The organism is Flavobacterium terrigena (assembly GCF_900108955.1).
GTDB lineage: Bacteria > Bacteroidota > Bacteroidia > Flavobacteriales > Flavobacteriaceae > Flavobacterium > Flavobacterium terrigena.
In genome coordinates this window covers 119142-139966 of sequence record NZ_FNYA01000006.1, presented here as the reverse complement: position 1 = coordinate 139966, position 20825 = coordinate 119142, and the positions used below count along the sequence as shown (strand labels likewise).

Annotated in this window: 19 protein-coding genes; 4 read left to right on the top strand and 15 right to left on the bottom strand. The window is 29.7% G+C overall.

Annotated elements, in window-relative coordinates; all coding sequences use genetic code 11:
- Nucleotide 1: 1 nt before the first annotated feature.
- Together BMX42_RS10955 and aroB are read right to left on the bottom strand one after the other, a co-directional pair.
- A complete protein-coding gene (locus BMX42_RS10955; protein WP_091313822.1) occupies nucleotides 2–1417 on the bottom strand; it encodes a type III PLP-dependent enzyme domain-containing protein in 1416 nt (471 codons plus the stop codon).
- A 96-nt stretch (nucleotides 1418–1513) separates the two neighbouring features.
- Complete coding sequence (gene aroB / locus BMX42_RS10950) at nucleotides 1514–2584, bottom strand: 3-dehydroquinate synthase (protein ID WP_091313818.1); 1071 nt, start codon at nucleotides 2582–2584, stop codon at nucleotides 1514–1516.
- Between the two features lie 99 nt (nucleotides 2585–2683).
- Between aroB and BMX42_RS10945 the strand changes: the two genes are divergently transcribed.
- Nucleotides 2684–3853, top strand: coding sequence for a proline dehydrogenase family protein (locus tag BMX42_RS10945; RefSeq protein WP_091313815.1), 1170 nt, complete (start codon nucleotides 2684–2686; stop codon nucleotides 3851–3853).
- 165 nt (nucleotides 3854–4018) lie between these two features.
- On the top strand, nucleotides 4019–5050 hold the full coding sequence (locus BMX42_RS10940) for a T9SS type A sorting domain-containing protein (protein ID WP_091313812.1): 1032 nt from the start codon (nucleotides 4019–4021) through the stop codon (nucleotides 5048–5050).
- A gap of 60 nt (nucleotides 5051–5110) precedes the next feature.
- Here the strand turns inward: BMX42_RS10940 and BMX42_RS10935 are convergent, their stop codons facing one another.
- Both BMX42_RS10935 and BMX42_RS10930 read right to left on the bottom strand, forming a co-directional pair.
- Nucleotides 5111–5524, bottom strand: coding sequence for a thiol-disulfide oxidoreductase DCC family protein (locus BMX42_RS10935; RefSeq protein ID WP_091314118.1), 414 nt, complete (start codon nucleotides 5522–5524; stop codon nucleotides 5111–5113).
- 5 nt (nucleotides 5525–5529) lie between these two features.
- On the bottom strand, nucleotides 5530–5925 hold the full coding sequence (locus BMX42_RS10930) for a glyoxalase (protein ID WP_091313809.1): 396 nt from the start codon (nucleotides 5923–5925) through the stop codon (nucleotides 5530–5532).
- Between the two features lie 32 nt (nucleotides 5926–5957).
- Here BMX42_RS10930 and BMX42_RS10925 point away from each other — a divergent pair, with 32 nt between their 5' ends.
- Nucleotides 5958–6362 carry an NUDIX domain-containing protein gene (locus tag BMX42_RS10925; protein WP_091313806.1) on the top strand — a complete coding sequence of 135 codons (405 nt, stop codon included), beginning with the start codon at nucleotides 5958–5960 and terminating at the stop codon, nucleotides 6360–6362.
- A gap of 11 nt (nucleotides 6363–6373) precedes the next feature.
- Here BMX42_RS10925 and BMX42_RS10920 read toward each other — a convergent pair whose 3' ends face one another.
- The 11 genes from BMX42_RS10920 to BMX42_RS10870 form a co-directional block, all read right to left on the bottom strand.
- A complete protein-coding gene (locus BMX42_RS10920; protein WP_091313804.1) occupies nucleotides 6374–7642 on the bottom strand; it encodes a mechanosensitive ion channel family protein in 1269 nt (422 codons plus the stop codon).
- Nucleotides 7643–7682: 40 nt separating this feature from the next.
- Nucleotides 7683–7955: a DUF3817 domain-containing protein gene (locus BMX42_RS10915; RefSeq protein ID WP_091313802.1), complete on the bottom strand. Its 273-nt coding sequence runs from the start codon at nucleotides 7953–7955 to the stop codon at nucleotides 7683–7685.
- A 238-nt stretch (nucleotides 7956–8193) separates the two neighbouring features.
- Nucleotides 8194–9912 carry a sensor histidine kinase gene (locus BMX42_RS10910; RefSeq protein ID WP_091313799.1) on the bottom strand — a complete coding sequence of 573 codons (1719 nt, stop codon included), beginning with the start codon at nucleotides 9910–9912 and terminating at the stop codon, nucleotides 8194–8196.
- Complete coding sequence (locus BMX42_RS10905) at nucleotides 9912–11039, bottom strand: histidine kinase (protein WP_091313796.1); 1128 nt, start codon at nucleotides 11037–11039, stop codon at nucleotides 9912–9914. The genes BMX42_RS10910 and BMX42_RS10905 overlap by 1 nt, the downstream gene beginning before the upstream one ends.
- Nucleotides 11040–11109: 70 nt before the next feature.
- Nucleotides 11110–12192 (bottom strand): porin, encoded by a 1083-nt coding sequence (locus tag BMX42_RS10900; protein WP_091313793.1) that lies wholly within the window; start codon nucleotides 12190–12192, stop codon nucleotides 11110–11112.
- 9 nt (nucleotides 12193–12201) lie between these two features.
- Complete coding sequence (locus tag BMX42_RS10895) at nucleotides 12202–12756, bottom strand: K(+)-transporting ATPase subunit C (RefSeq protein WP_091313789.1); 555 nt, start codon at nucleotides 12754–12756, stop codon at nucleotides 12202–12204.
- Between the two features lie 11 nt (nucleotides 12757–12767).
- Nucleotides 12768–14816: a potassium-transporting ATPase subunit KdpB gene (gene kdpB, locus BMX42_RS10890; protein ID WP_091313786.1), complete on the bottom strand. Its 2049-nt coding sequence runs from the start codon at nucleotides 14814–14816 to the stop codon at nucleotides 12768–12770.
- A gap of 10 nt (nucleotides 14817–14826) precedes the next feature.
- Nucleotides 14827–16548: a potassium-transporting ATPase subunit KdpA gene (gene kdpA / locus BMX42_RS10885; RefSeq protein ID WP_091313783.1), complete on the bottom strand. Its 1722-nt coding sequence runs from the start codon at nucleotides 16546–16548 to the stop codon at nucleotides 14827–14829.
- A gap of 121 nt (nucleotides 16549–16669) precedes the next feature.
- The gene (gene kdpF / locus BMX42_RS10880) at nucleotides 16670–16747 is read right to left on the bottom strand and encodes a K(+)-transporting ATPase subunit F (protein WP_091314114.1); all 78 of its coding nucleotides are present in this window, start codon (nucleotides 16745–16747) and stop codon (nucleotides 16670–16672) included.
- A 112-nt stretch (nucleotides 16748–16859) separates the two neighbouring features.
- Entirely contained in the window at nucleotides 16860–17141 is a 282-nt protein-coding gene (locus BMX42_RS10875) for a DUF7674 family protein (RefSeq protein WP_091313780.1), read from the bottom strand.
- A gap of 166 nt (nucleotides 17142–17307) precedes the next feature.
- Complete coding sequence (locus BMX42_RS10870) at nucleotides 17308–18648, bottom strand: sigma-54-dependent transcriptional regulator (RefSeq protein ID WP_091313776.1); 1341 nt, start codon at nucleotides 18646–18648, stop codon at nucleotides 17308–17310.
- 261 nt (nucleotides 18649–18909) lie between these two features.
- On the opposite strand from BMX42_RS10870, the gene BMX42_RS10865 reads away from it, so the two are divergent.
- On the top strand, nucleotides 18910–20823 hold the full coding sequence (locus BMX42_RS10865) for a DUF294 nucleotidyltransferase-like domain-containing protein (protein WP_091313772.1): 1914 nt from the start codon (nucleotides 18910–18912) through the stop codon (nucleotides 20821–20823).
- Nucleotides 20824–20825: the final 2 nt, after the last annotated feature.

Genomic DNA, 20825 nt, shown 5'->3' with positions numbered 1-20825 from the left:
ATTATTTATTTTCGTTTCTGTTTTTATTATATCCTAAAATTTCTAAAACTTGCTCGGCATTTTGTTGTTCAGAAAATACTTCCGTTGCAAAAATTCCGTTTTTGTCTTTATCAATTAAAATGTGTTTTGGTTGTGGTAAAATACAGTGACTTAATCCGCCATAACCACCAATTGTTTCTTGATATGCTCCTGTGTTGAAAAACCCAATATATAATGGTTTTTCTTTGTTATATTTCGGTAAATAAACCGCATTCATGTGTTGTTCCGAATTGTAATAATCGTCACCATCACAGGTTAATCCTCCTAAAAGTACTCTTTCGTAATTGTCATTCCATCTATTAACAGCTAACATTACAAAACGTTTGTTAATTGCCCAAGTATCTGGTAAAGTTGTAATAAATGACGAGTCAATCATATTCCAATTTTCTCTATCATTTTGTTTCTTTTGATATAAAACTTGGTATAATGCACCACCAGCTTCACCAACAGTAAATGAACCAAATTCTGTAAAAATATGAGGAACATCAACTTCTGCTTCATCACAAGCAATTTTGATTTGATTTAAAATCTCATCCACCATATATTGGTAATCGTATTCAAAAGCTAATGAATTTTTGATAGGGAAACCACCACCAATATTCAAACTATCTAAAGAAGGACATTCCTTTTTTAAAGCAATATATACTTTCAAACATTTTACTAATTCGTTCCAATAATAAGCAGTATCACGAATTCCGGCATTAATGAAAAAGTGAAGCATTTTAAGTTCAACCTTTTTATTATCAGCAATTTGCTTTCTGTAAAATGGAACAATGTCTTTATATCCGATACCTAAACGAGACGTATAGAACTCAAATTTAGGTTCTTCTTCCGCAGCAATTCTAATTCCGATTTTAAATTTACCATCAATTTGTTCTTGTAGTAAATCTAATTCTTCATAATTATCAATTACTGGAATCGTATTTTTGTGTCCGTTATTAATTAAACGAGCAATATTCGTAATGTATTGATCACGTTTGAAACCGTTACAAACAATAAATGAGTTTTTGTTGATTTTACCTTGTTCCATTAAGTTTTCAACGATATTAATATCGAAAGCAGAAGACGTTTCAATATGAATATTGTTTTTTAAAGCTTCATTTAAAATGAATTCAAAATGCGAACTTTTTGTACAATAGCAATAGAAATATTTTGCTTCATAACCATGTTTTTCCATCGAATTTCTGAACCACATTTTGGCTTTGTTGATATTCTCAGAAATTTTAGGCAAGTAGGTAAACTTTAAAGGCGTTCCATATTGTTCAACCAATTTCATTAAATCAATGCCATGAAATTGCAAATTATCTTTATTTAAAGTAAATTCTTCTTGCGGAAAATAGAAAGTCTGATTTATAAGATCGGAATATTTTGTATTCATTAGAATAAAATAAATGTTTAATTAAAAAATTAGTACAAAAACAATTAGCAAAAGTAAAAATAATATTGCTAAAAATAGATGTAATTTAAAAAAATATTAATTCTGTAAATAATCTTCAAACGCTAATAAAATCAGCGAGTTATCTACAGTTTGATCGATTTTAATTTCGCCAATTTTATTTAGCAAAGCAAATTGAACTTTACCAAACTCATTTTTTTTGTCGAAAATTAATAAATCTATAATTTTTTGAATGTCAACTTCATTAAAATCAACCTTTTCAAAAACATCAGTAATGATGTATTTAATTTCGGCATATTCTTCATTTGAAATTAAATTCAGTTTTAAGGATAAAAAGCTTTCTAAAATCATTCCTACAGCAATAGCTTCACCATGAAGTAAAGGAGTTTTATCTTCAGCTTCTAAGAAATAACTTTCAATAGCATGACCTAAAGTATGACCAAAATTTAATGATTTTCTGATACCATTTTCGGTTAAATCTTCAGAAACAATTTTGTTTTTTATTTCAACTGATTCTTTAATTAAAATATCTAAATCATCTGTATTTAAATCATTTAAGTTTTTTAATTTGTCCCAATATTTTTTATCATAAATCAATCCATGCTTTAACATTTCTGCTAAACCAGAACGCATTTGATTTGATGGTAAGGTTTCTAAAAACTTAGTTAATATTACAACCGATTTAGGTTCTCTAATGACACCAATTTGGTTTTTTAAATTCCCTAAATCAACACCGTTTTTACCACCAATTGAAGCATCAACCATTGATAAAAGGGTAGTAGGGATATTAATATAATCAATCCCTCTTTTGAATGTACAAGCGACAAAGCCACCTAAATCGGTAACAACACCGCCACCTAAATTTAGCATAATGCTTTTTCTGTCGCCTCCTAACTCAATTAAAGTATGCCATAAATCTAAACAAGTATAAATGTTCTTATTTTCTTCACCGACTTCAATTTCAATAATTTCAATATCAATTTCAGTTGGTAAGTTAGATAAAAAATAAGGCAAACAATTTTCATTTGTATTTTCATCTACTAAAACAAATACTTTAGAGTAGTTTTCTTTTTTTAGAAGGTTTTCTAGATAAACAAAACTGTCATCATTAAAATAAATGGAATAATTATTGGCTTGGATAGGATTCATCGATTATTTTATAAAATTCTTTGCAAAATAAATTAAAAAATATGAGAAATCATTACTTCAATAAGTATATTTGCATTCCTAAATTTGCATTCAATTATAATGGAGAAAATATTCAACAACACAGAAAACGCATTTTCGTTAAAATCTAACTCTGAATTAAACAGAGCGCACTTTTTATTTCAAATGATTGGGAAACCATCATTAGTAAAAATTGGAACCTCACTAACCAACTTTGCCTTAAAATTTCATCTACCAGTTGAAGGTATAATTAGAAAAACTGTTTTTGATCACTTTTGTGGTGGTGTAAGTGAGCAAGATTGCTTAAAAGTAGTTGCAAACATGTACACTAAAGGTGTTTCATCTGTTTTAGATTATTCTGTAGAAGGAAAAGAAGACGAAGAAGAATTTGATGCGTGTTTGAAAATGACCTTAAAAACCATTGATTTTGCTGCAGCAAACAAAGCGATTCCTTTTGCTGTTTTCAAACCAACAGGATTAGGAAAAATTGATTTGTATGAAAAAGTTGGTGCAAAATTACCTTTAAGTTCAAGCGAACAAAACGAATGGAATAGAGTAGTAGTTCGATTTGAAAAAATTTGCCAATACGCTTATGATAATGATGTTCAGGTTTTAATTGATGGTGAAGAAACTTGGATGCAAGATGCTGCTGATGATTTATCCGAAAAAATGATGGAGAAATTCAATACTAAAAAAGCATTGATTTTTAATACATTACAATTATATCGTTGGGACAGAGTTCCTTATCTAAAAGCTTTACATGGTAGAGCAAAAGAAAAAGGATATCATATTGGAATGAAATTAGTTCGTGGTGCTTATATGGAAAAAGAAGCGAAACGTGCTGAAGAAAAAGGATATAAAAACCCAATTTGCTCAAGCAAACAAGCTACTGATGATAATTTTAATGCTGGTTTAACTTACATGTTAGACAATATTAATGAAATGGCCATTTTTGCTGGAACTCATAATGAAGAAAGTTCATATCTGTTAATGGAATTAATGGAACAAAAAGGAATTGTGAAAAACGATCCAAGAATTTGGTTTGGACAACTATATGGAATGAGTGATAACATCAGTTATAACTTAGCTGCAAACGGATATAATGTGGCCAAATATTTACCTTTCGGACCAGTTAGAGATGTTATGCCATATTTGATTAGACGTGCACAAGAAAACACCTCAGTTGCTGGACAAACAGGAAGGGAATTAGCATTAATAATTTCCGAAAGAAATAGAAGAAAATTGAACTAAAAAAATAATTTAAAATCCCGAATTTCTTCGGGATTTTTTATTTATAAATCTTATTATTTTTAATAAAAAAGTTAAAGATTAAATAAGTTAACGATAAAAATATGTTAAAGTTATTTTTTAAAAAAAAAATAATCTAAATTTGGCTAAACTTAAAAAATAAACAAGATGACAAAAAAATTACTTTTATTATGTACTGCTTTAAGTGCATTTTCTTTAACAAATGCTCAAGAATTTATTTTCGATAATTGTACTGCATATACTATTGGTAATGTTGGAACAGCCGTTACTGGCCTAACAGCTGGACAAGGTGGATACTACACATTAGGTGGAGCAAATTCAGATTATCAAATTGTAGCTGACGTTCCTGCACAAGGAAATGTTATTCAAATTACTGGTTCTGCAACAGCTACTGGAAATAAATTTTTATTTAAAGATGTTGCTACTGCTTGGGCAGCAAGAACTGCTGGAAACAATGTTATCAATATACAATTTGATATGTATACTGGAGGCGCTACAACAAGTAAAAACAATCCAAGATTTTATATTTATAACAGCGATGGTAGTACTATTTTAGGTGGGTTTACATATAGTTTAGAAACAAAAGCGCTAACAGCACTTGCCTGGTATGACCCTAATAATGGTGTTAATCCAGTTGATGTATATACATTTAATTTAGGTGCAGCAAATGCAGTTGTTAATTTACCTGCAAGTTCTTGGGTTAAAATTGGTATTTCTTATAACACTACAACAAGACAAGTAATTTGGAAAGGACCAGGATTTTATGTTGGTACTACTGGGGCAGTACCTGCAACTGGTACAACAGCACCTAGTGAGATAGATTTTATTCAAGTAGCTGGAGCAACAAATGCTGTTTCTGCAACTTGTAAATATGATAATTTACTTGTAAGAGCAAGTGCTACTGAAAACTTATTAGGAAATGCAGCTTTTAATTCTGTTGAAGCATCTTTCGCAAGAGTATATCCAAATCCTGTAGTTGATTTTGCTTCAATCAATGTAGTTGATACACAAATTAATGCTATTACAGTTACAGATATTAATGGAAGAATTGTTAAAACTGGAAATTCTAATGAAATATTAAATTCTAAAATAGATTTATCAGATTTAACAGCTGGAATTTACTTAATGACAATTGAAACTGATAAAGGAGTTTCAACTGAAAAAATTATTAAAAACTAATTATACGTTTTTATAAAAAACAAAATCCCGTCTCGTTTTAATTAACGAGACGGGATTTTTTTATGCAATAAATTTTCTTTTGACTTCTTCTGTTGGTATCATACAACTTTCTTTTTTACCGTACCAATTGTATCTGTTTTTAGCAATTAAATCGTAAAAGACATTCTTGATACTTATGGGAATAAAATTGAAAAACAACAATATTTTCACACCTGATGATAAATGCTTAATAATTCTAAAAACAGCTTCCGACTTAATAAAATAAGCATAACCAGGTTCATAAAGCACAATACTATCAATAGAATTATCTATTCCTAAATATTTGATTATTTTTTGTCCAGTTTCGCTTTGTAATGCAACAAATCTGAAAATATCTTGTTTGTCATTCTTTATAATAAAGTTAATTTTATCATTACAATAATTACAAACTCCGTCAAATAGAATTATTTTTTTGTCTTTTGGTAAATTCTCAATTTCCATTAATCAATAGTTAGTATTTGAATCTGACTTTTTAATCTTTCAATTAACATGGTCATCATTCGTTTATTTAAATTAGAAGAGTTTTTAATATAATCTAAATATTCTTCCACACTAAAAAGAGCAATAATGATTCCTTTTAGCGAATTTCTGAACTTAATATCTTTCTGAATAACATTTTCAATATACTTTTCCTTTTTATCAGGAGAAAGCTCAAAAAAGGTATTCTTTTGTTTCACAGCATAATTCTTAAAAACCTCAATTAATAAATCGTTTTGCAATTTAAGAATTGGTCGTAGGGTATTATTTTGAAAATATTCCTCACTTAATGATTCCACATTTTCATCTCCAAACTTTACAGTTTTAAGGGGCAAAAGAAATTGGCTACGTTCTATCATTTTTTTATTTTAAATTTACAAAAAAAACTATCATGTCTAAATACGTATCCAAAATTTTTGTAACAGTTGATGTATTAGTTATTAACAAAATAACTAATGAAATTTTACTAATAAAACGATTGAACGAACCTTTTAAAGATTGCTGGGCGTTACCTGGCGGATTTGTGGATGAAGGTGAAGATTTAGAACAAGCGGCTAGGAGAGAATTATTTGAAGAAACGAATATTGAAACGAGTGAAATGACTCAAATTGGTGCCTTCGGAAAACCAAATCGTGATCCACGTGGGCATATGATTTCTGTAGCTTACAAAACAAATCTAATTGATAATCAAATTGTAAAAGCGAAAGATGATGCCAAAGAGGTAAAATGGTTTTCGATGAACGATTTACCAGAATTAGCATTTGATCATTTAGATATAATCAACTCAAACTTATAAGATTGAGTTGATTATTCTAAATCTGGTAAGCTCAATAAATTCAATTTATCAGCTTTAACGTGCTGAACTTCAAATAATTCTAAATCAAAATAAGGAATTGAAGCAATAATATGATCGAAAATATCGGCCATTATATATTCGTAGTTTTCCCATTTTTTGTCTTTACTAAAGCAGTAAATTTCTAACGGAATTCCCTTTTCCGTAGGTTGTAAATGCCTTACCATCAATTGCATATCTTTATTGATACCTGGATGCGTTTCAATATATTTTTGAACGTATTTTCTGAAAAGTCCTAAATTCGTTATATTTCTCCCATTTACATTTAAAGATTTATCAATATTGTTCGCTATATTAAATTTATCAATATCTGCTTTACGTTTTTCAATATAACTCGCCACAAACTGAATGCGTTTAAACGATTCTAATTCCTCATTAGTAATAAATCGAACAGTTGCACCTTTGATTAAAACGTGTCTTTTGATACGTCTACCATCAGAATTTATCATTCCGCGCCAGTTTCTAAAACTATCAGAAATTAAGCTATAAGTTGGAATAGTGGAAGTGGTGTTATCAAAATTTCGAACTTTTACTGTCGCCAAATTAATTTCTTCCACTTCGCCATCAGCGCCAAATTTATCAACTGTAATCCAATCACCAATACGAACCATATCGTTCACGGTAACTTGAATACTAGCTACAAATCCTAAAATCGTATCTCTAAAAACTAAGATAATCAAGGCTGAAATTGACCCAAAAGCGGTTAATAAAACACCTTTTTTAGTGTCTAAAAGCAGTAAAACTATAGAAATTAAAGAATAAATCCATAACACAATCATAATTACCTGAATGTAACTATCAATTGGTTTGTCGTTGTATTTTGGTTGGGTTTTTAAATAATCTTTTAACGAATGAAATACACTTCGAACAATAAAAAGTGATAAAACAATGATGAAAATTTTTACGCTTTTTCCAAACAAGTTTTCCCAATATACAAAATCATCTAAAACGATAGGTATTTTTTTACTTATGTAATATAATGGTACTAAATGCGCAATGTATTTTGCTGTTTTATTGGCGACCAAAAAATCGTCAAAAGTTGATTTTGTATAGGTTGCAACGACAGCTAAACCAATAATTAATACTTTCTTAGCGATATAATCTATAGCATAAGCAATAAGCATTAATATCAATAGATTGATAAACAAATTTCCATATAGTGTGAAATTTGCACCAAAATCTATTTTTTTTAATAAAGGCTCGGCTATGTCGAAAACTTTCATATTCAGAAATTATTTTTATTTTTTTTGAAATATCGAAATTTTAGCTAAGATATTTTTTATCTACGTAAAATGTTCCAGCTGGAATAAATGATGCAACAAGAATTATAGCGAAATTTTTAAGATTCCAATTTTTTTCTTCTTTAAGTAAAAATGCCATAATCACATATAATATGAATAAAATTCCGTGAGTCATTCCAACATACTTAACATATATTGGTAAGTCTGCAAAATATTTCAACGGCATTGCAATGAATAATAATAGTAATAAAGATAATCCTTCAAGTAGTGCGATTTTTTTAAACCAGTTTAACATTTTATGTATAAATTTATATTTCATACAAAACTAAATAATGTTTAGCAATTAACGTAGTATTTATGATAATTTTAAAATATTATATTTGAACTATAATATACATTATGTAAAATAGAATTTTCTTCTTACTATGCTTATTTATTATTTCCCTACCAACTTTTTAAAATTAAATGTGTACTTATATTTTAAAACTTGGTTTGATAACAAGTGTTTTTTTTAGTTCATGAACATTATTTATTTAAACAACATTCAAACCAATACTAAAAGTACTACCTAAACCAAGTTCACTTTCGACAGCAATTGTACCATTTTGAGCTTCAATAAATTCTTTACTTATTGCTAAACCTAAGCCTGTACCAGATTTATTACTTCCTGGTATCTGAAAATATTTATCGAAAACTTTCGATTGATAACGTTTATCAATTCCTTTTCCATTATCAATAACTTGAAATACAACTTGATTGTTTTCTTTTTTTAATTTGACAATTATTTCGCTGTTACTTGTAGAATAAGTTATTGCATTCGTTAGAAAATTAATTAAAACCCAACCCGTTTTTTCACTATCAGCTTTAACTTCTGGCAAATCATCATCAGCTTCTACAATAAGTTCTATTTGTTTTTGTTCAGCTTGTACTTTTACAGCATCAACAGCATAATTAACTATTTGATATGGATTACTTTTTTCAATACTTAAATGAATGTTACCTGTTTCTAATTGCGAAATATCTAATAATTCTCCTGTAATCTTTAATAATCTTTGACTGTCTTCTTTTATGCTTTCAATCAATTGTTTTTGTTCCTCATTTATCTTTCCTGTTTCAGCTTTTTCTAATAATTGCAAACTGAATTTAATAGATGAAATTGGTGTTTTTAATTCGTGAGAAACTGTTGCAATAAAGTTTGTTTTTGCAAAATCTAATTCTTTAAATATGGTAATATTTCTCAGTATAATTACATCTCCAATATCAATAGTTTTGTCTTCACCAGTTGGTGTTATTGTTATATTTACAATTTCTCTTTCGAAATAACTTTCTTTATTATCAGCAAATATTTTAATTGGTGGTGTTTTTTCAGAATTGTTTTTATTGTTTAATAATGTTCTTATTAAATCGTTTTCCAATGCTAATTTAAGAGCCGATTTCCCTAAAACATCCTCTTGTTTTAATCCAATAATCTTCAAGGCTTCATCGTTTACAAACAGAATTACATCTTGATTATCTAATCCAATAATTGGATCATGCATATTATTAATTAAGGTTTCTAATCGTTTCTTCTCAAATGATAGTTTATATAAATTACTACTGTGATATTCTTCCAATTTTTCTGCCATAGTATTAAACGAACTAGCCAAATCTCCAAATTCATTATGGTCTAAAAAATGTACTCGTTTAGAATAATTTTTATTAGCAATTTCTTGAATACTTGAAGTTAATTCTTTAATTGGATTTGCTATGTTATTTGGCAAATTAACCAACAAATTAAAGGCAATAAGAAAACACATTGTTCCTATAATAATCACCCAAAAATTTGCGGTTTCTGCTGTTTTTTTTGCTACATCACTTTTTTGTTTTATGGAATCCATATTAAGTTTCATAATCTCAAAAATATTCTGATGGATTTGAAATTTAATACTATCATTTAGCATATTGGTTTTAAGAAAATTAAAATTATCTCTCAATTTGTATGTTATCTTTTTTTCTCCAACTTCTGTAATGTTATTCAACTGCTTTTTCAAGTTGACTTCAAAAATAGCAACAGATTTTGAATCATTTTCATTAATTTCATCTAAAGCCAAAAGCATATTTCTAGAATACTCTAATGTTTCATAATTAGCCTTAATGATATTTTGAGTGTCTCTTTTTATAGAATATATATAAAAAGCACTTATTATAGATAGTATTATTATTAGCAAGAACAATACCCCTACTCCTAGATTTAATTTAGTTTTTATTCTCATTAGGAAAGAATTACAAGATCAATATTAGATGATGAAAGATTATTTAATAATTTATTAAATACATTAGTAGACAAAATTACTTTAAATAAATTTAAGTGTGGTTTTCCAATACAAACAGTTGTAATATCTTTTTGTTCCACAACATCTAAAATAGCATCAGTTATATTAGAACTTTGAACTTTTATAACTTCGGCACCTAATTCGGTTGCAAGCTTAAAGTTATTGATTAAATAACGTTGTTTATCCAAAGCAATTTTATCACTACTTTCTTTTGGAGTTTCAATATATAAAACATACCAATTACTGTTATAATAACTAGCTAAACGCGCGGTTTTTCTAATTACTATTTTGGCAGTTTTATCATTACTACTAATGCAAGCTAAAAGCTTTTCGTGTCTTAAAGCTACATTTTTTGGCACTTCATTCTCTACTTTCCTAACAACTTGACTTGCCACTTCTTTCAGAGCAAGTTCTCTTAATTGAAGAATTTGATCTGATTTGAAAAAGTTATTTAAAGCAGCCTGAATTTTATCTTCAGTATAAATTTTCCCTTCTTTTAATCGTGTGATTAATTCATCTGAAGTAAGGTCAATATTTACTACTTCATCTGCTAATCGCAACACATTATCTGGAACTCGCTCTTGAACATCAACATTAGTAATGTCTTTAACATTTTGATTTAAACTTTCAATATGCTGAATATTTACCGCTGAAATCACATTAATTCCTGCATCTAAAATTTCTAAAACATCTTGCCAACGTTTTTCATTTTTGCTACCTTCAATATTAGTATGAGCTAGTTCATCAACAATGACAATTTCAGGACGAAGATTGATAATTGCTTGCACGTCCATTTCTTCCAATTCTTTTCCTTTATAAAAAATTGTTCTTCTTGGAATTACAGGAAGTCCAGCCAATAATTCATGCGTTTCTTTACGATTATGTGTTTCAATATAACCAATCTTAACATCAATACCTTTCTTCAAAAGTGTATGTGCTTCTTGTAGCATTCGATAAGTTTTACCTACTCCGGCGCTCATTCCAATATAGACTTTGAATTTTCCTTTTCTAGATTTTTGAATTAAATCTAGAAAATGCTTTACGTTTTTTTCTTTTTCAGCATCCATAGTTAACGAAAATAACCTACAAGGTCAAAATTAACCTTGTAGGATTTATAAATTATATTTAATACTCTAACTAGAAAGAAATAGCCAAAGAAGTAGTAACAAAGAAATTACTATCTGTTGGATTATTGTTTCTTAAAAAAATTGCATCCTTACTATTTAATGAACGCGCTTCAATTCTAAACATTACATTATCTGAAACTAGATAATCAAAGTTAGCAGAATAACCGAAAGTTTTAAAACCATTTTCAGTTCCTGTTGCGATGATTACTCCGTTCTTATCTTGATAATACTCACCTCTTGCTGCCAATTGAATTTTTGCAGTTGGTTTATATTGTGCGATAATAACCGGTGAATACCAAGTTTCATAATCGCTACTACCTTTTAGAGTTTGTTGTGCTCCAATATCAAAACCAGCAACTAAATTAGTTTTTTCAGAAACCTTAAATTGTCCGTAAAAATTATTGAAATAACGCCATTTTCTGTCGATATCCGGTTGTTCATTTCCTACATAAGTACTCCAATTTAAAGTAGCTTTCCCCGATGGTTTATAAGTCACTTGAGTTCCAAAAGCTGGTGTTTGATTTCCATCAACTTTTTGAATGCGTTGCCAACCGTTTAAGTACATAGCTGCTAAATACCATTTTTCAGATTTAGAAGTATAGCCAATTTTTGCTCCTGCCTCATAATAAGGTGAATTATCTGCTAAAATACTTCTAGTTAAATTCATACAGTCTTTTCCAATAGCACTTTCAAAACCAATATGAGAAGGCATAATTCCTGCATCAACCCATAAGTTTGCTTTTTTTGAGATTTTTACACCAACGTTAGCTTCATAGATGTTTTTTATTAAATCTTGTTCAGCAGATAAATTATATTGTGCGTAAGTTCCGCCCATTAATGCAAAATTTCCTCTAATATTGTCTTTGGCATAATTTACTTTTGCCAATCCTAAATTTAGATTTAACTCATTGTGTTTATTATGACTATACACAAATCCTGGTCGCAAATGAGTGTCTGGATTTCCGAAATCGTAACTGTAATAGGTTTCTAAATATCCTGAAAATGTTAATGGACTTTTCTCTTTTTCTACTTCTTGAGCATTAACTATTGTAAATCCGAAAGCTACTAAAGCTGTCAATATTATTTTTTTCATTTAATTCTATTATTTCAATTGATCTAAAGCGATGTTCAATTCTAAAACGTTTACTGTTTCAGTTCCCATAACTTTTGGTTTGTTACTCATTTTTTCAACTAATTGTTTTACTTTTTCTTCTGGTAATTTTCTAGCATCAGCTACTCTTTTTACTTGAATTAAAGCGCCTTGTGGCGAAATATTTGGATCTAATCCACTTCCCGATGCTGTTACCATATCAGCTGGTATTTCCGATTTTTTCAAATAAGGATGTACAACTAAAAAAGTATCAATTCTTTTTTGAACTTGAGCCAAATAATCGGCATTACTTGGTCCTTTATTGCTTCCAGCACTTCCAGCGGCATTATAATCTACAGCTGATGGTCGTCCCCAAAAATAGTTCACTTTATCAAACTTTTGGCCGATTTTTTGATATCCAACTACTTTTCCATTTACTGAAATAGTTTCTCCTTTACCTTGGTTTGGAGCAAATTGGGCAATTGCTAAAATTGTTAAAGGATAGATGACTGCAAACAAAATTACTATTAAAACAGTAAACTTTATTATTGATATTATATTTTTCATTTTGTAAATTTTTAAAAGAACATTGCTACTACTAAATCAATCAATTTAATTCCAATAAATGGTATAATAATTCCTCCTAAACCATAAATTAAAAGATTTCTTTTTAGAATTGCACTTGCTCCGATTGGTTTGTAATCCACACCACGTAATGCTAACGGAATTAATATTGGAATAATGATAGCATTGAAAATAACCGCTGATAAAATGGCACTTTCTGGACTATGTAATTGCATAATATTCAAACCTTGCAACGCTGGAATAGATGCAATAAAAAGTGCAGGAACGATTGCAAAATATTTAGCCACATCATTTGCAATTGAAAAAGTTGTAAGTGTTCCTCTTGTCATTAAAAGTTGTTTCCCAATTTCTACAATCTCAATTAACTTAGTTGGATCATTGTCTAAATCAACCATGTTTCCAGCTTCTTTTGCCGCTTGTGTTCCACTATTCATTGCTACACCAACATCTGCTTGAGCTAATGCAGGAGCATCATTGGTTCCGTCTCCCATCATGGCAACTAATTTTCCGTTTTGTTGCTCATTTTTGATGTAGTTCATTTTGTCTTCAGGTTTTGCTTCTGCAATAAAATCATCTACACCAGCTTTTTCTGCAATGAATTTGGCTGTTAATGGATTATCACCAGTAACCATAACAGTTTTTACACCCATTTTTCGCAAACGATCAAAACGTTCTTTCATTCCAGTTTTGATAATATCTTGCAATTCAACTACACCTTGAACTTGACTATTTTTAATCACTACTAAAGGAGTTCCACCGTTAGAAGAAATTTCTATTACTTGTTTAGCTGTATCTTCAGGGAATTTATATCCTGCTTGTTCTGAAATGTTTTTAGCAGCATCTTGTGCGCCTTTTCTAATATTGGTTCCATCTTTTAAGACGACCCCACTAGTTCTAGTTTCGGCAGTAAACTTGATCAAAGTAGCTCCTTCAATTGAAAGTTTTTGAGCAACTTCATTTCCTGCTAATTCCACAATACTTTTCCCTTCGGGAGTATCATCTGCTAAAGAGCTTAATACAGCTGATTGAATAAATTCTTCTTTAGAAACACCATTAGTTGGATAAAAATTGGTTGCTTTTCTATTTCCAATAGTGATAGTTCCTGTTTTATCTAATAATAAAACATCAATATCTCCAGCTGTTTCAACAGCTTTACCTGATTTTGTAATTACGTTTGCTCGCAATGCTCTATCCATTCCTGCAATACCAATAGCTGATAATAACCCTCCAATGGTTGTTGGAATTAAACACACAAAAAGTGAAATAAAAGCTGCAATTGTAATCGGCGCATTAGCATAATCTGCAAATGGTTTTAAAGTCACACACACGATTACGAAAATTAAAGTAAAAGCAGCTAACAAAATAGTTAAGGCAATTTCATTAGGTGTTTTTTGTCGACTTGCACCTTCTACCAAAGCAATCATTTTATCTAGAAAACTTTCTCCAGGTTCAGTGGTTACTTTTACGGTTATTCTATCACTTAATACTTTTGTTCCACCAGTTACCGAACTTTTATCACCGCCGGCTTCACGAATAACAGGTGCACTTTCTCCTGTAATGGCACTTTCATCAATTGTTGCTAAACCTTCAATAATTTCTCCATCTGTAGGAATTACATCACCCGCTTCGCAGAAAAACATATCTCCTTTTTTTAATTGTGATGAAGAAACCATTTCAATTTCACTTGAACTGACTTTTCCAACTGCTAAAACTTTTTTAGCAGGAGTTTCTTCTCTTGTTTTTCTTAAACTATCTGCTTGTGCTTTTCCTCGTGCTTCTGCAATAGCTTCTGCAAAATTGGCAAACAAAAGTGTTGCAAATAATATTAAGAATACGATGAAATTATAAGTGAAACTACCTTGATTTTGTGCACCCATTAAAATAGCAATACACACGAAAAACATAATTGCAGTTCCAATTTCCACAGTAAACATTACTGGATTTTTGAACATTACTTTCGGGTTAAGCTTCACGAAAGATTGCACTAAAGCTTCTTTTACTTGCTTACTTTCAAATAATGAATTGGATTTATTTTTACTCATTTTTATTTAATTATTTTATTGTAAAATATTCTGCTAATGGACCTAAAGCCAATGCTGGAAAGAAAGAAAGTGCGGCTATAATTGCGATTACTGCAAAAACCATTATACCAAAAATTGTAGTATCTGTTTTTAAAGTTCCTGCACTTTCTGGAATGTATTTTTTACTAGCTAACAATCCTGCAATCGCAAGCGGACCAATAATAGGTAAAAATCTTCCTAATAGTAATACAATTCCTGTTGTGATATTCCAAAACGGATTATTATCTCCTAAACCTTCAAAACCAGAACCATTGTTGGCAGAACTTGAGGTAAACTCATATAACATTTCTGAAAATCCGTGATTACCTGGATTGTTTAGCCAACCAGTTGCATTTCCGCTAAACCAATACCCCATTGGTGTATCATTGGCTGCAAAATAAGATGCTAAAGCAGTACCAGATAAAATTAATAATGGATGAAGAATAGCAATAAAGGCAGCAATTTTAACTTCTCGAGCTTCAATTTTCTTACCTAAGAACTCAGGCGTTCTACCGACCATTAATCCCGAAATAAATACAGCAAGAATAATGAAAATGTAAAAATTTAACCATCCAACTCCACAACCTCCATAAAAAGCATTAACCATCATAGATAACAATTGCATTGAACCAGAAATTGGCATTGAACTGTCGTGCATACTATTAACAGAACCTGTTGAAATTACTGTTGTGGCAATACTCCAAAAACCTGAAATAGCTGGACCAAAACGAACTTCCTTACCTTCCATTGCTCCTGTAGTTTGAGCAATTCCCATTCTTTCAATAGCTGGATTTCCGTTTAACTCGGAAGTCATTGTTGGAATTACTAAGAGTAAAAAACCGATTGTCATTACTCCAAAAACCACGTAGGATAATTTTCGTTTTTTTAGAAAAAAACCTAAAGCAAAAATCATAGCAAAAGGAACAATTAATTGTGCCCAAAGTTCCACTGCATTAGTAAGGTATGTTGGGTTTTCTAATGGATGAGCAGAGTTCACTCCGAAAAAACCACCACCATTTGTACCAACATGTTTTATGCCAATAAATGCCGCAGCAGGACCACGAGAAACTTCAACAGAATCACCTTGTAAGGTTGTAATTTGATCTTTACCTTCAAATGTCATTGGTGTCCCACTAAAAATCAATACAACAGCAACAATTGCTGAAAGCGGTAATAAAACACGAGTACAACTTTTGATAAAGTAATTATAGAAATTCCCTAAATGTTCGGTTGTTCTTTCTTTCATTGCGTTGAAAACCATTGCCGCAGCTGCCATTCCTACACCAGCTGAAACAAATTGTAAAAACATCAACATTAATTGCCCTAAATAAGACAAGCCTGATTCACCAGAATAATGCTGTAAATTACAATTAACTACAAATGAAATAGCTGTGTTAAAAGCTAAATCGGGACTCATTGAAGGATTTCCATCAGGGTTGAGTGGTAAATTTCCTTGAAAAATTAAAACAAAAAAACAAAGAATAAACCATCCTAAATTGACACTTAAAAGTGCTTTTAGATGTTGCTTCCAGTTCATTTCTTCTTTGTCATTGATACCACTTATTTTAAAAATAAAGCGTTCAATTGGATTAAAAATTGGGTCTAAAAACGTTTTGTCTCCTAAATATACTTTTGCTATATATTTTCCAACAGGAATAGCTAAAACTATAGTTAGAAGAAAAACTGTTACGACTCCAAAAATTTCTGTGTTCATAATAAATTATTTGTTATTTAATAAAATTTTGGCTTTCATATAAACAAAGTAAACCATCGCAAATGCTACTATCCAAGCAAAAGCAATTAGTATAATTTCTTTAAATTTTGCCTTGTTCATTTTAAAATTTTTCGGGTTTAATTAAAACATAAACCAAATAGCCAAAAACGGCTAAAGCGACAATAAATAGTGCTATCATAATTTAGATTTTTTCAAAAAATTCGACGGATTTAAAACAAATTGCAAAAAGGAAAATTCCTAATGCGAGTAAAAGAATTGTACTTATCATATAATGGATTTAAAATTAGAATTTATGCGGAAATGGCATTAATTTGTTTCACATATTCTGCTTTTAGTGTTTTAGGAAATAAATTTGAAATGCTACAATGACGTATTTCCATAAATGTGGAAACAGAATAGATGTAAACTGTTGAAATCACTTCTTTAGTTTCCTTACTTCCCGATACTAAAAGGTTTTCAGCTATGTTTAAGAGTTTTTTTGCTCTTGAAATGTTTCCCGAAACAATAGCTTTGTTAGTAAGCTCAGCAAAGCGTTCGGCTTGTTTGTAAATAGTTTTTATTTTAGTTTTCATAGTGATGAATTTATTTATTCTTCATCGCTAATGCCAAAATGTATTCCATAAACAAAACAAACTAAGTAAACTCTTGAGAAACAAGGATATAATAGTTTACACACTAGTTTGTACCAATAAAAAAGCCTATCAAAATGATAGGCTTTTATTAAAATGATAGGATTGTCTATTGAATATTATATTCGTCTAATTTTCTATATAAAGTAGCAATACCTATTTCGAGCAATCTTGCGGTTTCTGCTTTATTACCTTTGGTATAATTTAAAACTTTTTGAATATGTAATTTTTCCACGCTATTCATTGAAAACGCAGACATTGATTTGGTAGAATTATCCGATTGATGTTGCATTTCATATGGTAGCACATCAACTGTTAATATGTCGTCATTAGCTAATATTACTGCTCTTTCAATAACATTTTTTAACTCACGAACATTTCCTGGCCAATGATACACTTCTAATTTGTGAAGAAAGTTATCATCTACTTGCAATGTTTTTTTATTGATTGAAGATGAAAATTTATCTACAAAAGAATGAACCAAAGAAGCAATATCTTTAACCCTTTCTCTTAAAGGTGGAATATTGATTTCAAAAATATTTAATCGGAAATATAAATCGGAACGAAAACGATGTGCTTCGCTTTCTTCTTTTAAATCTCTATTAGTTGCTGCTATTAAACGAAAATTTGATTTTTTTGGTGTAGTATCACCAATTGGAATAAACTCATTGGTTTCCAAGACACGAAGTAATTTTGCTTGTAATTCTAAAGGCATTTCTCCAATTTCATCTAAAAAAAGTGTACCGCCATTGGCTTCTTCAATAAAACCTTTTTTATCTTTTATCGCTCCAGTAAAAGCGCCTTGCTTATGTCCGAATAATTCACTTTCTAAAATTTCTTTACTAAAAGTACTGCAATTTAAAGCAACGAATGATTTACTAGCATGTGAACTATTTTCATGAATAGCTTGTGCAAAAACTTCTTTACCAGTTCCCGTTTCACCTGTTAACAATACAGTTGAATTGGTTTTTGCAACTTTTTTAGCCAAATCAATAACTTGTTCAATGGCTTTTGATTTTCCTATAATTGTATCAAAAGAATATTTATCGGAAATTCTTTTTTCGAGTTGTTTGACTTTCTTTTGTAATTGAACTTTTTCTATTGCTTTGTAAAGTAATGGAATAATTTTGTCATTGTCATCGCCTTTAACAATATAATCAAAAGCGCCATTTTTCATAGCTTGAACGCCATCTGAAATATTGCCATAAGCTGTTAAAAGAATAACCTCTGTAAGAGGAAAATTAGCTTTTATTTTTTGAAGAAAATCGACCCCATTTCCATCTGGAAGTTTCACATCACAAAGCACCACATCAATATCGTTATGCTCCAATTTTTTGAAACCAGATTTTAAATCTGGTGCTTCAATGACATCAAATCCTTCTGATTTTACAATTCGACCAAGAAGTCCACGAAGTTTTTCTTCGTCATCAATGATTAGGATATTTTTCAAAAGAAAGTAGTTTTATTTCTTACAAAATTAGAGATATTTTTTTAAAACTATTTGAATAACTTTTAATAGTTGGAATTTATCCTTTTCTTTTTTTAATTCATGAACATTATTTACGAAATATTTACAAACGTTATATTATTTAGGTTTTGAGGTAAAAAATGAACAAAATACAGTGAATATAACTAAAATAGAATATTTTAAATTAAGTCTTTAACTATTGATATATTTGTTTAAATTTGAGATGTATTTACTACTCCTATTATGAAGAATACTTTTGCAGAAAATATTGTAGACTTTTTACAGCAATACGATCCGTTTAAAACTGTACAATACAGCGACTTATTGGATATTGCTTCTCAAAGCGAAGTTATTTATTTAGAAAAATCGAAACGATTATTCAAAATAAATGATGAATTACATAAAAATTTCTATATCGTAAATTCAGGAATTATTCATTTAACAAAAATTATTGATGCTCAAGAAACTTTAGTCTCTAAATGTTATGTGGGTTCTATTTTTGGATTACGTCCGTTTTTTGCGAAAAATAATTATTCTTTAAATTCTATCGCAAATGAAGATGCAGTAGTTTATGCTATTCCAATTGTTTTATTTAAACCATTATTGGCAAAATATTCTGTTGTAATGGATTACTTCTTAGAAAGTTTTACAGAACAATCTAAATCAACGGGTGAAAACTATCAAACTTTAAAAGCTATTTCTGAAGCGGGTTCTGAATCAGAAATGACAGATTTTTCGTATTTTCAAGAATTAGATTATGATAAAAATCCGCTCTTAGTTACTATTCATACAAGTATTTCTACTGTAGCCAAAAAAATGGTAGAATCCAATAAATCTTATGCTATTGTTACTAATAACGCTAGAATTAATGGCTTAATTACGGATGCCGATTTTAAAAAGAAAATTGCTTTTGGAATTATTAATTTGGATGCCGATTGCACCACTATTATGCAACAAAATGTAACAATAGTTGAAGAAACAATTTCTGTGGCTGAAGCCCAATTATTATTACTAAAAAACGACACTGATTATTTATTAGTTACTGAAGATGGCACCGAAAACACTCGTGTTAAAGGAATGATTTCTGAACGTGACATTATAAAATCGCAATCAAATAATCCTGGAGTTTTAATTGATGAAATTAGAAATGCAAAGAATTTCGAGGAATTAAAATACATACATTCTAAATATTTATTTGTCATACAGAATTCGTTTACTAAGAATATTCCAATTTTCCACATCAATAACACAGCTGGCGGAATTTTACATACAATTATTCAACAATGTATTAAATTATGTATTGACAAATTAGGCTCACCTCCTGCCCGTTTTGTTTGGTTGGCATTAGGAAGTCAAGGTCGTAAAGAACAATTGGTTTTGAGTGATCAAGACAATATGATTGTGTATGAGGATGTTGCGGCTGAAAAACACCGTGACGTGAAGTTTTATTTCGTACAATTAGCGAAAATGGTCATTTCAAATATGGAATTATTCGGATACAAACCTTGTCCTTTTGATCATTTGGCTAGTAATATCAAATGGTGTAAATCATTATCTGATTTTACAGCAATTTATAGCAGTTGTATTAAATCTCCAGGTGAAAATATGTCTGATTTTAGTGGAATTTTCTTCGATTTCGAATACATTTATGGTGAAACGAAGATTAAAGATTCATTAGAAATTGCCATTCATCAGAGTTTAGCCAACAATAAAATATTTTTCGATTATATTGGAAATCAATTATTAAAATCGCCACCACCACTCACCTTTTTTAAGAAATTTGCAGTGGAAGAAAACGGAGTACATAAAGATCAATTCAATTTAAAGCAAAAAGGTTTGCAATTTTACATTGATGCAGCTCGAATTTTCGCTTTAAGTCATAACTTAAAAGGTGTAAATAATACCTTTTTACGATTCAAGCAAATGGCGATAACTGACGCTAAAAATGCTGAAAAATACCTAGATTTTGCTGAAAATTATATCAAATTGCAAGAATTTAGAACAAGAGAAGGAATTATTAATGATAATGATGGTGCTTTTATTGACACCACTAAATTATCAAAAATTGATAAAGAAGAATTGAAAAAATCATTAGGTGATATTGATGATATTATCGATTTAATCAAAGATAAATACAAATTAACTAGATTTTCATAAAC